The organism is Occallatibacter gabretensis (assembly GCF_001449115.1).
Taxonomy (GTDB): Bacteria; Acidobacteriota; Terriglobia; order Terriglobales; family Acidobacteriaceae; genus Telmatobacter; species Telmatobacter gabretensis.
In genome coordinates, this window is record NZ_LAIJ01000009.1 from 1,345,252 (window position 1) to 1,359,812 (window position 14,561).

The following is a 14,561-nucleotide window of genomic DNA, read 5'->3' on the forward strand; positions in this document are numbered from 1 at the left end:
TAACGGCCCTCTTTGAGTTTTCACCTACAGCGTCCGCTAGATATCCAGGTTCTTCACATCCAGCGCATTGTCCTCGATGAACTTGCGCCGCGCCTCTACGTCTTCGCCCATCAGCGTAGTGAAGATCGTCTCCGTCTCCGCAATATCCTCAAGCTTTACCTGCAGCAGCGTCCGCTTCTCCGGATCCATCGTCGTCTCCCAAAGCTGCGTGGAAGTCATCTCGCCCAGACCCTTATAGCGCTGCACCTGGTAGTCTTTCTTGCCCTGCTCCACGATGTACTCAAAGAGCTCGCGCGCCGTCTGCTTCTCTACCGGATCGCGCACAATACGTGATGTGCGTGCCGCCTTCGTCTCAGCCTTCGCCTCTTCGCCTTCGGCCTCTTCATCTTCCGCAGAGGTCTCCTGCGCCGCGCCACCCTTTCCCGCAAACTCAATCAGGAACGGCGGCTCCATGTACTCCTTGATCAGCGAGTACTTGGCCATCATCTGCCGGAACTCCGGGCTCGAAGCCAGCGTCCAGTCAATGCAACGCGTTGCCGCCTGCGAATCCGTGAAGCACACAGACCACGTCCGGTGCTCTTCATCGCGCACCGGCGTCGCCGGTTTGATCTGGAACTTCTCGGCGCTCTGCTCAAGTTGAGCGTGCAGCGCGGCAATCTTCGTCGGAATCGCATCTTCATCCGCGGCTGAAGAAAAGTCCGCGCGATGCGTCAGCTCGGCTCGCGCCAGCAGTTCCACCAGCCCCTCGTTGCGGATGCGCTTGTTCACCTTCTCCACAAATCCGAGATACTCGCTCAGCGTGCTCATAAAGCGTGTGCGGTCCGCTCCCTCGATCTTCTGCGCGTTCTCGCCATGGCGAATCGTCGTGCCTTCGCTCGCCCGCTTCACCATCACCTTCACAAACTCGCGGTCGTCCTTGATGTACTGCTCAAAGCGCCCCTTCTTGATCTTGTACAGCGGCGGCTGCGCAATATACACATTGTCCCGCTTTATCAGCTCCGTCATGTGACGGAAAAAGAACGTCAGCAGCAGCGTACGAATGTGCGAGCCGTCCACGTCGGCGTCGGTCATCAGAATGATCTTGCCGTAGCGCAACTTCGCCGGGTCAAAGTCATCCTTGCCAATGCCCGTGCCCAGCGCCGTAATCATAGCGCGGATTTCCTCATGGCCCAGCATCTTGTCGTAGCGGGCCTTCTCCACGTTCAGAATCTTGCCCTTCAGCGGCAGAATCGCCTGGAACTTCCGGTCACGGCCCTGCTTGGCCGTGCCGCCTGCGCTCTCACCCTCGACGAGATACAGTTCGCAGCGCTCAGGATTCCTCTCGCTGCAATCAGCCAGCTTGCCCGGCAACCCCCCGCCATCCAGCGCGCCCTTGCGCCGCGTCAGGTCGCGCGCCTTGCGCGCAGCCTCGCGTGCCCGTGCCGCTTCAATCGCCTTGTTGATAATGCGCTTGGCAATCGGCGGATTCTGTTCGAGGAACGCTCCCAGCCGCTCGTTGACAAACGCCTGAACGATGCCGGCAATATCCGAATTCAGCTTGCCCTTGGTCTGCCCTTCAAACTGCGGCTGCGAAAGCTTCACGCTCACCACGGCCACCAGGCCCTCGCGAACGTCGTCGCCGCTCAGGCTCTCTTTCATGTCCTTGAAGAGCCCAAGCTGCTGGCCAATCGCATTGATCGTGCGCGTAAGCGCCGAACGAAAACCGGAAAGGTGCGAGCCGCCATCTACCGTGTTGATGTTGTTCGCAAAGCTGAACAACGTATCCGAGTAGCTGTCGTTGTACTGCAGCGCAATCTCAATATCCACGTTATTGCGCAGCGCTTCCATCGTGATCGGCTTGTCATGCAGCACCTGTTTGCCACGGTTCAGGTGCTTGACGAATTCACTGATGCCGCCCGCGTACTTAAACTCCGTGCGCTTCGAGTCGCCGGTCTTCGCGTCCGCCGTCCGCTCATCGGTAAGCGTAATCTCCAGACCCTTGTTCAGAAAGGCCAGTTCGCGCAGCCGCTGAGCGAGCGTGTCGTAGTTGTACTCGGTCGCGGTAAAGATCGTCCTGTCGGGCAGAAAGTGGACCTTCGTGCCCCGCTTCTTGCTCGTGCCTGCCTCGCGCAGCTCGCTTACCGGATCGCCGCAGCTGAAGTCCATCTCCCACGTGTGCCCGTCGCGCCAGATCTCCACGTTGAACTCCTGGCTCAGCGCATTCACGCAGCTCACGCCCACACCGTGCAGACCGCCGGAGACCTTGTATGTCGAGGAGTCGAACTTGCCGCCCGCATGCAGCTTCGTCAGCACCACCTGCACCGCCGGCATCATCTTCCCGTTGCCCACCGGCATCATGTCCACCGGAATGCCGCGGCCGTCGTCAGTCACCGTGATCGAGTTGTCCACATGGATCGTAACTTCGATCTTGCTGGCATAGCCCGCCAGGGCCTCGTCCACTGAGTTGTCCACCACCTCGTAGACCAGGTGATGCAGGCCCATTTCGCCCGTCGAGCCAATGTACATGGCCGGGCGCAGGCGCACTGCCTCTAAACCTTCCAGAATCTTGATGTTGTCGCCGGTATAACTGTTCACCGGGCTCTGGGCTGGGTTTGGGACCTGGGTTGGATCGGAGGGAAGAGGAGTGCTCTCAGTCGCCATAAAATTCCATCTCGGCATTCGTTCCGGCAGTCCTACCCAAATCCCGCTGGCCGACCCGCTTTCCGGCGCCGCGGTTTTGGGCTTAATCGCTTGAAAAAACGAGGACTTTTGGACGACTTCGCCTACGTTAATTTTACCATGCTGAGAGGGAAAAATCTGTCTTTAATCGGGTGCTTTAAGAGGTAACCAATCCTGCCCAGGCGGGGTGCCTGTAGCAGGTCCGAAGGAGTCATTCCCGAAATGGGTAAACAGGTGCGGCAGGGCAAAAATTATGCTGAGCCACGCAGTACCTAGGTTACCATCCTATAGTAACAAGCAGTCTTTTTTCGCACTGCTGTTTTCCATACCAACCAGGAGAATATTCACATGAAACTCGCTATCCGTATTGCCGCCCTGACCGTTGTTCTTGCCGGCGCCGCCGCAGCCTCGGTCTCCTCTTCAAACTCGCATTTTAGCCCCAGCCGCCAGGCCGTCTCGGCATCCATGCCCGGCCCCGTCTGCACCCCCGGCATCCCGACCTGCCCCAGAAACGCCACCAACTAAACAGGGCCCAATAGTTCAACTGCGAAAGCCATAGCTGGATTTCCAACCAGGAGAATATTTCAAATGAAACTCGCCATCCGTATCGTTGCTCTGACCGTAGTGATTGCCGGTGCCACCGCACCCTCAGTCTCGTCCGCTTCTTCCCATGCCATCCCCAGCCGCCAGGCCGTCTCGGCAGGCATGCCCGGCCCCGTTTGCACCCCCGGAATCCCGACCTGCCCCAGAAACGCTACCAACTAAACAGGGCCCAACTATTTAACTACAAGAGCTTTACCAGAATTTCCACCCAGGAGAATATTTCAAATGAAACTTGCTATCCGTATCGCCGCTCTGACCGTTGTTCTCGCCGGTGCTGCCGCAGCCTCAGTCTCGTCCTCTTCTTTGCATGCCACCCCCAGCCGCCAGGCCGTTTCGGCATCCATGCCCGGCCCGGTCTGCACTCCCGGAATCCCAACCTGCCCCAGAAACGCCACCAACTAAACAGGGCCCAATAGTTCAAACGTGCAAGCCATATCAGAATTTCCAACCAGGAGAATATTTCGAATGAAACTCGCTATCCGTATTGCCACTCTGACCATTGTTGTTGCCGGTGTTGCCGCTTCCTCCGTCCCTTTGTCTTCTTCACATGCCACCCCCAGCCGTCAGGCTGTTTCGGCAGCTATGCCCGGCCCGGTCTGCACCCCCGGCATCCCCACCTGCCCGAAAAGCGTCGACACAATAAGTGTCAATAAATAGAGTCCGATAGCTTTTCCGTGGTGCTTGTGGGTAACTGAAAACTGACACGAAAGTGCCAGTTTTCTGATCACATTTTGATTGGTGCATAGTTTGTTTCGCGCTATTCTGGGACCAGCCTCAGAAAGGCGACGGATTTCTATGCAATTAAACCCTACAATGTGGGCCATGACTCTCGGCGAGCTTGGACTCTGGGCCGCACTTTCCCTAGTTTTTTGGAATAAAAAACTACACAAGCGTTTACCTGCGATGGGCTGGTACCTGGCCCTGCGCACTATATCTTCAGTGGTCTTTCTTGCGCTCCTTTTTATTGGAGGGCAGCCCTGGGGACATTGGGCGTTGGTTTCTTATTTCTATGTGTACGAAGCGAACTATTTCGCTTGCACGATCCTGGTCTTTCTCGTTTCGGTCGAGGTTTTCCGCTCCGCTCTGACAGGTTTTTCCGGTATCCAGCGCTTCGGTTCACTCATATTTCGCTGGGCTGCTCTTGCCTCTCTCATCATCAGCTTTTCCACGGTCAGCTTTGCCAGCCACGACTGGCGGATCGTTCCGGACATCGCCTATCGCCTGATGCGCTCGGTGAGCATTATTGAGCTCTGCCTGCTGGCCTTCCTCTGCCTCAGCATGAATGCCCTCAAGCTCTCCCCGCGCGACCTCAGCTTCGGCATCGCATTCGGCCTCGGCATCTTCTCCTCCAGCGACTTCATTCTTTCCGCCTTCCAGTCCTGGAAGGGCACGCTGACCGATCCGGCGCAGTTCATCAGCGAGGGCATTACGCTCTTCGCTCTCGGCATCTGGCTGGTCTATGCCGCGCTACCTGAGCCGGTGCGCAAGCCCGTCGTCGTCTCCGCCAACTCCACCATCTATCGCTGGAACGAGATTGCCTCGGCCCTCGGACACAAGAGCCCTCAGGTTGTCGTGCAGCAGCCAGCCAATAGCTTCTTCCTCACCGACGTCGAAAAGGTTGTCGAAAAGGTCCTCACCCGCACCGCCCTTCGCGAAGGCGAGTCCCGGTCGTAAGACACAGGCATCAGTAAACAGAAGGCTGCGGCAATCGCCGCGGCCTTCTTTCGTCTTTGATACTGTTCCCGCTTACTTGAACGGAGGCAGCCGGGGCCTTCAGGCCCCGGAATAATCAATCCAAAAAGTAAGGCCTTTAGGCCCGGGCCTTAGCCCTTTTCATCCTTAGGGAAACGCCCTTAATTACCCAGACACAGAGGGTGCGCCATCCTCGCCGTGTTCTTGTTTTTCCGGCTAGGGTAGGATCAACCATCGCAATTCCATCGACACAAACAAAGATGCCGCGGCGATCGCCGCGGCATCTTTGAAACATCTAAACCGTAAGCTGCTTACTCCGCTGCCACAGGCTCAATCGAGGCAAAGCGCCCGAAGTTGCCGCGGTCTGAAAACTTCACGCGTCCGCTGATCTTAGCGAACAGCGTATCGTCTGAGCCGATGCCCACGTTGGTGCCGGGCTTGATGCGCGTACCGCGCTGGCGAATGATGATCGACCCGCCGGTGACAAGCTGGCCATCGCCGGCCTTTACGCCAAGCCGCTGTGCATTTGAATCGCGTCCGTTTGTGGAGCTGCCTCCACCTTTTTTATGTGCCATTGCCGAATCCTCTTTTAAATCTGAAGTCTCGCCCCAGGAACTCTTGACCTAGTTGGCGGCGGTGTAGGTTACGCCGTCAGCCTCAATGGCCTTGATGCGAACCTCGGTAAAGTTCTGGCGGTGTCCCTGCAGCTTCTTGTACTGCTTCTTCCGCTTCAGGTGGAAGACCAGGATCTTCTGGCCACGGCCCTCGCCTACCACTTCGGCAGTCACCTTGGCCGCGCCCGGCTTCACAATGCCGTCGTCGCCGGAGACAGCGAGAACTTCGCTGAACTCAATGGTGTTGCCTTCGGTCGGAGTGACCGTCTCAATCTTCAAAACGTCGCCGGGGGCGACACGGTACTGCTTACCACCGGTGCGAACAACAGCGTACATAAATCCTCCGGAGCCTCACGCGCACGCGCGCCTGCTCCAAACAAAAATCCCAAAACACTCTGGGCGGAAACTTGCTAGCCTTTGGCCTGCCTCCGGTACGCTCAAGCTTTGGATACACTCTCAAAGCGAGCGCCCGAACTATGGCAACTGGCATGAATCGCCAAACTAAGGTAGTTTACCGGCTTTTTACCCTAAGGTCAATATCTCCGCAGCTTCCGCGCTGTCTCATTGGAGTTTGTCTTGAAAGGGCACGACTTTAGTCGTGCCGAAAGGGCAATTAAAGATGAATGGGGCTTTAGCCCCGGAGGCAGTTTCATCCACACTTCCCATTACTTTGGTCCATTGTCCTTTCGTACCGTTCCACCCGCTCAGAAAGTTTGCATGCGATTAACCCCATTTGTGCTCTACTCATAATCAGCAGAAGAAAAGCCACGGCCTGAACCCTCACCGGTTCGGGCCGTGGCAGTTTTAGGGAGGGGATGGGACCCCTCCCCCATCCCCTGTGCACCAATATTGGTGCAAGAAAGGTCGATTTCCGGAAATTTAGGAGGGTTTGCAGATCAACATCGCGACTGCTTTCGCGATAGGAAGGGCTTCTCAAAACTGTGCAAGCTGCACAGTCCCGGAATGAAGATCGCATAAAGACTCCCGTAGAAAGTGTGGAAGTTCTCGCAACCTTCACAAATTAAATGACTTCAGAAGCGGCTTTGCACAGGATAACTCGCAGCATTTCGCAAAGAACGCTACCGCGCCGTCATAACTCCAGTGGAGTAATAGAAGTTGTTGTACTTCGGCGCCGCCTCAATCGAATCTACTCCGCTCCCGGTCGCAATCACCTTGCCGCCTCGGATCAGCGCAAACTTCGGCGGACCTCCCGCCGCAAACGGTGTCTCAACATCCGTGCTTCCGGCCGGCAAATGCAATACCCGAGTCTGACCGCTAGATGTGACCCGCAGTTCAGCCCGAGCCGTCAGATTCGCCGTAATGTAAATCACGTCCTTCACCGGCCCGTACGGATGCGCCATCGTCGGTGTGCCGGCATCCACATCTTTCGGTTGTGTTCGATAAAAGTAGTAGACAGCATCGCGCTTGATCTCTGGCCTTAGCCCGGTCTTGTACCACTCGATGAAGTACGGCAGCAGCGCCGCAGCGCCCGCATGCGAATGAAAGTACCCTCGCGTCCCAACCGGAACTCCGCTCGACCCAAGGAAGCTCGCATTCGGATATTTATTAGGATCATCGATGGGGCTGATGTAGGTTCCCTCAATGAAGTCATTCCAGGTGATAATCTCCACCCACTCCGGGTGGCTCCGCTCAATCGCGTCCATCCACTGCGCGCGCATCCCCGCAGCACCCGAATATTCGTAGTACCTGTTAGCATTCGATCCCCAGAACTGGAGAGCAATCGGAGCCATGTAGAGCATTCCGTCCTTGTGCAGCGCATCTGCATAAGCACGAGAACTTGCGGCAGTATCGAGCGACCCACCCGATGCCGGCACACCGGCGATGCCCCAGTACAGCACGCCATCCAGTGTGGACTTCCATTGCGAAACGCCTTTGGCTACATCGTCTGAGCCGGGCGTTTCGCCACCAAAGAAAAACGCCGGAACAAGGAAAGTGGCAAGCGGCGCATTCGAGGGCGTACCGCGGACAGCATCCTGCGCATTCGATGCGGTATGTGTTGAGAGATTCGCGCCCGTGGCCAGATCGGAGCGAATCTTCTGCCAGCCCGCAACGCCGAACTTGTCGCCAGCAAAGGTGGATAGCACCGCGCCGCCTTTGTAGCGAAAGTACACATCGGCATAGCGCGGATTCCCCGCGAAACGCCGCATCATATCTTCGGCTTCGTCGATCGTATTGCCGCAGCAGAAATCGGCGGAGAAAAAGAGCTTGAAACCGGAGTGCAAGCGCAGCGCGGCCTCAAACATCTGCGCCGCATAACGGATGTAATATGGCTCGCGGAACCAGCCTCCCGCATTCAATGCAAAACCATCAATGCCTATCGCCTGCGCCTCGAGAATCTCGCGTTCATAGGACGCGATCTTCAGATCCTGTGTGGGATCAGTGTCACCCTGGTAATCCTGATTGGTGAGCATGTAATGCGCAAAGACCATCCGCTGAGCCGGGGCAAGCGTTGGAACAAGCCCCGGCACGAGCAGCAGAAGCGCAAAGAGGAGGCGGCGTTTGGCTGGAGCTATCATGGCGTCGAAGCGCAGGCATCAGCCTATCACTCAATTTCAAGCGTCGCTGCAGCGCTCGAAGCCGGAATCGTGAACAGCACAGTGTTTCCCACGCGCTCCACTTTCGGATTCGTCGCGCCATCCATGCGAACTGTTCCGTGCCTCGGCTGCCAGCCGTACACAACCACGCGAATCTCCTTCCACCAGGGTGTATAGCTTCCTTCGCGCGCCGAGAGTTGAATCGTTAAGCATTCAGCGGTGACGAAACAGGTGAAGCTCTGACGCAGATACTCGCCACGCTTATAAGCAAAGCTGCTGCCGTCATCCGTATAGAGCGAGCCTCGGCAGTCTGAGCCCGCATATACGTGCAGTTCGAGCGGCCCATGCGGTGTCTCCTGTGTGCTCTGCACCAGCGGCTGCAGCGCGAGAATCGCGCCGCCGCGAACATACACCGGCAGCGCGTCTAACGTCGGGTGTACATCGGTCGCCAGCGGAACCAGCTCTGCAGGCGAGCGAGGCGCATTGGGGTCCGGATGAGGATTACGCGGCGCAGGCTCCACGCGCTCGCCGGTCCAGTAGTCGAACCACTCTGCCGTAGGGAACTCGACACTATATGCATCCGGTGTGTCAGGAAACGGAGATGGCGCGACCAGCAGATCATGTCCCAGCAGAAACTCGTTATCGACATCGTTGTCCATCGGATGCTTATCCGTAGCAGCCTCCGGATAATCAAGAAACAGTGGACGCATCATGGGAATCCCGGTGCGTGACGTCTCTTCGGCCAGCGTGTAGAGGTAGGGCATCAGCCGATAGCGCGCCTCAATGAAACGTCGGCGAATGTCTTCCTGCTCCGAGCCTCCGACCCACGGCTCCTGGTCTCCGGTGCCTTTTTCCGTATGGTCACGATCGATTGGTTCAAAGGCCCCGACCTCAAGCCACTTGGTGAGCAGATCCGCCGTTGCGGTTCCCGCAAAGCCGCCCACGTCTGCGCCGCTGTAGCCAAAACCGCTGAGGCCAAGGCTCTTAAGTTGAGGACCGGATTCACGCAGATGATTCCATGTGCTCGTATTGTCGCCGGTCCAGGTAGCCGCGTAACGCTGCCCGCCTGCATAACTGGCGCGTGTGAGCACAAAGGGTCGCGTGTTGGGCTCCAGCTTGAGTAGTCCCTCATACGTTGCTCGCGAGTTCTCCATGCCGAATACATTGTGAATCTCTGCATGCGGCGCGGTGCGAGTGCGAAAGCCCGGCTCATCGATGCGATGCACAACATCGAGTGGCATCGTGCTGGTAGGCGTTTTAAAGATCGAAGGCTCATTCATGTCGTTCCAGAAGCCGTCGAAGCCAAGAGCGATGAAGTCCTTATAAAGCGTTCCCCACCATGCACGGGTTTGGGTTCGCGTAAAGTCTGGAAAGACGGCGGGCCCGGGCCAGACAGGGCCAACAAAAACTGAGCCATCCGGATTGTGGACAAACTGATCGCCCGCAACACCGGAGTCGTACGGCGCATAGTTCTGGTCGGGCGCGTGCGCAATGTGAAGGTCCGTAATCGCCACTACGTGAAAGTTCATCGTATGCAGCTTCGCTAAAGCCTCACCGAGATTCGCAAAGTCTTTCGTGTTGATCGTGAAAGGCCGGTTGCGATCCTGGAAGTCAATGTCGAGATAGAGCGCATCGGCGGGAATGCGATCCGCACGCAAGCGATCGGCAATCTCCATTAACCGCGATTCCGGTGTGTACGTATAGCGCGACTGCTGAAAGCCCAATGACCATCGCGGCGCTAGAGGCGGTTTGCCGGTGAGCCATGCATACGTTTCCAAAACAGCGCGCGGTGCGGGCTCAGGAAAGATGTAGTAATCGACTGGACCATCTGCTGCGCCGAACGAATAGCTCGTCGCCGACTCCGCACCGAAGTCGAAGCTTGACCGGAAAGTATTATCGAGAAAAACTCCGACTGCAGTTCCCGCACGAAAGCTCATGAAGAACGGAATGCTTTTATAGAGCGGATCGGTGGACTCCTGAAAGTGATACGCATCCGTATTCCACAGCGAGAAGGCGCGGCCGCGGCGATCTGTCGGGCCGGTCTTATCGCCGAGTCCGTAATAGTGCTCATCGGCGGGCATGGCCTCCGCAATACGAAAGGCCGAATCTTCCAAGCGTAGCGGCTGCGCGTCCTGTTGAAGTATGCGGCCATCAAGGTTGCGAACGGTAAGACAGAGCGTCTTGCGATCGATCTCGATATGTAACGACTGTGTGCGAAATCCCACTGTTACGGCAGTATTTTCCGGTGTAACCGGAACCGATGCAGTGCGTGATTTCTCGAGGACTGCCCACGATGCATCTTCTGGAAGCGATGCGCCTGTAGAAGCGCGCACGCGCACTACGTCATCCCGCAGAGCAGTAATCTCTTCGGTGCCTCCACTTGTCGTAAGAATGCGGATCCCATTTTCAAGCGCTGTTACGCTGGAAACACTGCCGAGCGTATGCGGGCCGGTCCCGGCGAAGACCGCTGCGGACAGTGCGACAAGAACTCCTGCTCCGCAAATAAGAATGCGAAGTATGCGCATGATTCCTGCTTTCAATAAGAGCGAAAATCCTGCCGGAAAAATGAATGTGTTTACGCGAATGCAAGGAAATTACCGGGAGTCTCAAGGCCCTTGAGTCTCCCGGTAATTGGTCTAGAAGGTGAACTTCGCCGAAACCTCCATCAAGCGACGGCCCAGCTTTTGTGGAGCGAAGCCGAAGCCCGAGGCCGGATCATATTTCGCCGAGCTCAGCGTGCCGCTCGGCGAGGTGTCGGAGAGCACCAGCGTAGTCTGCGAGGCATATCCGGTGCCGAAGCTGTTGAGCGGATGATTCAGGAAGTTGAAGCCCGCGATACGGAACCTCAGGCTGCGTTCGCCGCCCAGTGTGATGCCCTTCTCCAGCGTCAGGTCGGAGTTAAAGTACATTGGTCCATGCGCGTACGGGAAGATGTACTGGCCGTTGGTGCTGAAGTTAGGCAGCTTGAAGCATGCGCCGTTGATGAACTGGTGGCTGGTTAGCCCACTCCTCGGATTGCATGTCAGTACCGGCTGCAGACTCACATCCGGCGTGCCCAGAACCACCGTGTTGTTTACATTGATTGCATTCGCCCCCGTATTCACCGTGCCCTGCAGGTAGAAGTTAGGTGAAAAACTTACACCAGTCTGCATGTTGCCGCCACTCTGGAGGGATGTGATTCCTGAGATGAGCCACTGGTTGATGAATCCGCCCAGGAGACGGTTGTTTGTGAATTTGCCGGTTTGGTAGGAGTAATTCGCGTTGAGAATGTGGCTGCGATCAAAATTCATCGGACCGTAGTTGTGCTGGATATTGAATGGATCCACCGGCGCGGTGAAATTGAAGTCCGCAGCGGAACCGAGAATGCCCAGCGCCTTCGACCACGTGTAGTTGACGCCGTAATTCAGACGCCCTGCCTGCTTCTGCAGCAGAACTTGCAGCGCGTTGTAGTTGGCATAGGTGTTGTGGCGCGGCACAATAATCGAGCCGTACTCTGGGTATGGACGCACATACTGAACACTTGGGTCGCCCGGGTAGCCCGCCGTGAGGTCGAGTCTTGCAACCTGTTGCGGTGTGCAAGCTGTCGGATCGCAGAAGTTATAGCCCAACTTACTGTTGATCGTCGTTGCGCTCTGCTGCGTATAAAGCGTTCCTACAGGAATTGCGTTTACGTTGTTCAGCACCACCGATTGCGTAGTGCCGTTGTTCATCAACGAGCTGGAGTTGTTGCCGACATAGGAGACCTGTGCCACCGTGTTGTATCTCAACTGCTGTGCCACGCTGAAGCTGTAGTTGTTCGTTATAGGAATCTTGCGATCCGTCGGATCAAGGCCGGTGATAGAGGTGACTGCAGCCAGCGTCTCCGTACCGCCCGCCTGGCCGTAAGTTCCCGGATCCAGCTTGAGAGAGCTGATGCCTGCCAGCGTCGCATTACCGAAGCCGGCCAGCAGAGCGTCACGCATTCCGCGTGATTCCTGGAATGCACCATCCACATCCACTTCAGCATCGTGGAAGCGGTACATGCCGGCACCGCCACGCAGCACTGTCTTGCCGGTACCGAAGACATCCCACGCTACGCCAACGCGCGGCGATGCCCATAACGCTTGTGATCCCGTACCGGAGTTAGGAATGGAATTATCGAGCTTGTGCCAGAGCAGGCCGGGCACAGGGTTTTTAACAATGTCAAATGGTGTGGTGATGGTCGAAGGCGACCACACGGCCGCGCCAATACCGTGCGCGTCCGTCCATGCGCCCAGATGCTGCAGGCGCACGCCATATGTCAGCAGAACGCGCGGGTGGACTTTCCATGTGTCCTGCGCATAGAAATCTGTATCCCAGAAATAAACATTGGTGCGCGGCAGAATGTTTTGCTGGTCAAAGGTCTGAACATGACCCTCGAAGAAATCCGCCAGCCAGTTGCCGCTGTTGAAATGTGTCGTAGGATCATAGGCCGGCGAGCCGTCGGGATAGGTGCCAAGGTAACTATGGAATTGCGTGCCGGCTGGGCCGAAGTAGTAGTTCTGGATGGCGCCATTCGAATTGCCGTTGGTGATGTTTTGATTGTTGGTCACATGCTCGGCAAAGATACCGAACTTGACTGTGTGATGGCCCCAAACCTTGGTCAGATTATCGCCCCCGTTCGGTTGGAACTTCTTGAGCGAAGGGGAGCCGAAGGAAAAGTCGGGCCAAAGGCCCAGCGGTAGTCCGCCCACGGCAGCATATGTGCGAAGTTGCGGATACTGCGTGCTGCCGTTGTTGAATGCGCCCTGGTAGGGATAATTGATTGCCGAGTTTTGGAACGCGCTTAACTGCCGCGGATCGAATGCCTCTGTGAAGTAGGTGAGCGTTCCGAAAAGCTCGTTGGTTAGTGAAGGCGAAAAGACGGTTACATAGTTGGCGGCGGCAGAGTGGACATGAATGTCGTTCAGCACGCCATAGCCCGGTGTGTTTACCGCGCCCAGAATTGAAGAGGCCGAGGGCGAGTAGTAGGGAATCTGCGGCTGGCCCTGCTTGCCCTTCTCATAGTTGTAGCGTGCAAAGAAGCTGTTACGCGGCGTGATGGCATAATCCACGCGGGCCGCGGCCTGGAAGATGTTGTTGTTGACAAGATTTTCGTTAACCCAGTTAAATCCGCTCGTGTCCGTGGCCTTGGTCGGCATCGGCAGCGTGCCATTGATCAGTGCCAATGCGCCGGGATCAAGAAATGACCCAATGTTGCCATTGGTGACCACCGAACCATCATCGCCAACCGTGGGCACGGGTGAAATGTCCGCATATGTGCCGCTGGTGTAATTCGGTCCAAGATAGTTCTGCAGTGAGGTCTGACTGAAGTCGCCCTGGCGCATGGCCTGCGTAGGAACGAGCGCGTGAACAATGGCGCCCGATGCGCTGTTGTAGGCGTAAACGTTGCGCTGTGCATCGTACTCCGCGCCGCCAAAGAAGGTGAGCTTCTTGAGCCCTGGAACAGGGCCGCTGAAGGTACCGCCCGGATATACATAGCGGTCATCTGGCCGTCCGATGTCGTTGAACTTGGCAAGCCAGTCATTGGAATTCAGTTGCGAGGTGCGGGCGTACGTGTAAAGCGAGCCGTGATAACGGGAGGTGCCAGATTTGGTAACTCCGGTGATGATCACGGGACCATTTGACTGATCCGCACCAAAGTTTGAGGTCTGCACCTGCACTTCGCTCACCCAGGAGTCGTTGATGTTCTGCAGGTTTGCGCCGAAGTTGCCAGCGTCTGTCAGGCTGGCGCCATCGAGCTTAAGTGTGATGCCCGCAACCGGCGCGCCGTTTGAGGCATACGGAGTGGCCTGGCCGATCTGCAACTGCGAAAAGTCGGAGGCCGAGTTGGTGGAATCCTGGCTGCGAATGGCAAAGCCGGGAAGAATCTTCTGCAACTCCGTGGCATCGCGGCCCGAGACGGAGAGGCGCTCGATGTCGGCGCTCGAAATAGTAGAAGACAACTGGCCGCTGTCCAGTGGAAGTCCGGCAACGGTATCTGCAACAGTTACGGATTCCGTACTGCCGCCGACTTGCAGATTTATGTCGTTCAGACTGGTGCTGTCGCCGGGGTTCAGGTGAACCGAAGTCCGGATGAAGTTTTTGAAGCCCTTGGCAGCGACGGTCAGGTTGTAGTCACCCGCCGGGAGGCCGGCGAAGGTGAAGTTTCCGGTTCCGTTGGTTGTGGTGGTGCGCTGTGCTGCGCTCAGTACGTCTTCGACACTCACTGCAGCACCCGAAATTGCGGCGCCACTGGGGTCCTGGACAAATCCACTCAGGGTAGCGCTGTTGACCTGTGCCCGTAGACTGGGAACAACCGCGAGCAGAATCGCCAGCATCCCAAGGAACATTGTGCGGGTAATGACCCGGCTGAGGAATTGGCTCCAGCTGTGGAGCTCGTATTGTCTCTTGTGCGTCGTTTTCAAAGCGTGCCTCCCGG

General features: G+C 56.9%; 11 protein-coding genes. 5 read left to right on the forward strand and 6 right to left on the reverse strand.

The window, feature by feature from the left end; all coding sequences use genetic code 11:
• Positions 1-36: 36 nt before the first annotated feature.
• On the reverse strand, positions 37-2,640 hold the full coding sequence (gene gyrB, locus VO84_RS11930) for a DNA topoisomerase (ATP-hydrolyzing) subunit B (protein WP_058187823.1): 2,604 nt from the start codon (positions 2,638-2,640) through the stop codon (positions 37-39).
• 366 nt (positions 2,641-3,006) lie between these two features.
• On the opposite strand from gyrB, the gene VO84_RS22545 reads away from it, so the two are divergent.
• The 5 genes from VO84_RS22545 (at position 3,007) to VO84_RS11935 (ending at position 4,935) form a co-directional block, all read left to right on the forward strand.
• Positions 3,007-3,183 (forward strand): hypothetical protein, encoded by a 177-nt coding sequence (locus tag VO84_RS22545; protein ID WP_157439847.1) that lies wholly within the window; start codon positions 3,007-3,009, stop codon positions 3,181-3,183.
• A 63-nt stretch (positions 3,184-3,246) separates the two neighbouring features.
• Positions 3,247-3,423, forward strand: a complete 177-nt coding sequence (locus VO84_RS22550) for a hypothetical protein (RefSeq protein WP_157439848.1) — start codon at positions 3,247-3,249, stop codon at positions 3,421-3,423.
• 63 nt (positions 3,424-3,486) lie between these two features.
• Positions 3,487-3,663: a hypothetical protein gene (locus VO84_RS22555; protein ID WP_157439849.1), complete on the forward strand. Its 177-nt coding sequence runs from the start codon at positions 3,487-3,489 to the stop codon at positions 3,661-3,663.
• A 63-nt stretch (positions 3,664-3,726) separates the two neighbouring features.
• Positions 3,727-3,918 carry a hypothetical protein gene (locus tag VO84_RS22560; RefSeq protein ID WP_157439850.1) on the forward strand — a complete coding sequence of 64 codons (192 nt, stop codon included), beginning with the start codon at positions 3,727-3,729 and terminating at the stop codon, positions 3,916-3,918.
• A 165-nt stretch (positions 3,919-4,083) separates the two neighbouring features.
• Positions 4,084-4,935, forward strand: coding sequence for a hypothetical protein (locus VO84_RS11935; RefSeq protein ID WP_197414001.1), 852 nt, complete (start codon positions 4,084-4,086; stop codon positions 4,933-4,935).
• Between the two features lie 329 nt (positions 4,936-5,264).
• On the opposite strand, the gene rpmA is transcribed toward VO84_RS11935, so the two are convergent.
• The 5 genes from rpmA to VO84_RS11960 form a co-directional block, all read right to left on the reverse strand.
• Complete coding sequence (gene rpmA / locus VO84_RS11940; protein ID WP_058187825.1) at positions 5,265-5,528, reverse strand: 50S ribosomal protein L27; 264 nt, start codon at positions 5,526-5,528, stop codon at positions 5,265-5,267.
• Between the two features lie 48 nt (positions 5,529-5,576).
• Entirely contained in the window at positions 5,577-5,903 is a 327-nt protein-coding gene (gene rplU / locus VO84_RS11945) for a 50S ribosomal protein L21 (RefSeq protein WP_058187826.1), read from the reverse strand.
• A 743-nt stretch (positions 5,904-6,646) separates the two neighbouring features.
• On the reverse strand, positions 6,647-8,104 hold the full coding sequence (locus tag VO84_RS11950) for an endo-1,3-alpha-glucanase family glycosylhydrolase (protein WP_058187827.1): 1,458 nt from the start codon (positions 8,102-8,104) through the stop codon (positions 6,647-6,649).
• 26 nt (positions 8,105-8,130) lie between these two features.
• Entirely contained in the window at positions 8,131-10,647 is a 2,517-nt protein-coding gene (locus tag VO84_RS11955; protein ID WP_058187828.1) for a glycoside hydrolase family 31 protein, read from the reverse strand.
• Positions 10,648-10,758: 111 nt separating this feature from the next.
• A complete protein-coding gene (locus VO84_RS11960) occupies positions 10,759-14,547 on the reverse strand; it encodes a carboxypeptidase-like regulatory domain-containing protein (RefSeq protein ID WP_197414002.1) in 3,789 nt (1,262 codons plus the stop codon).
• Positions 14,548-14,561 lie beyond the last annotated feature (14 nt).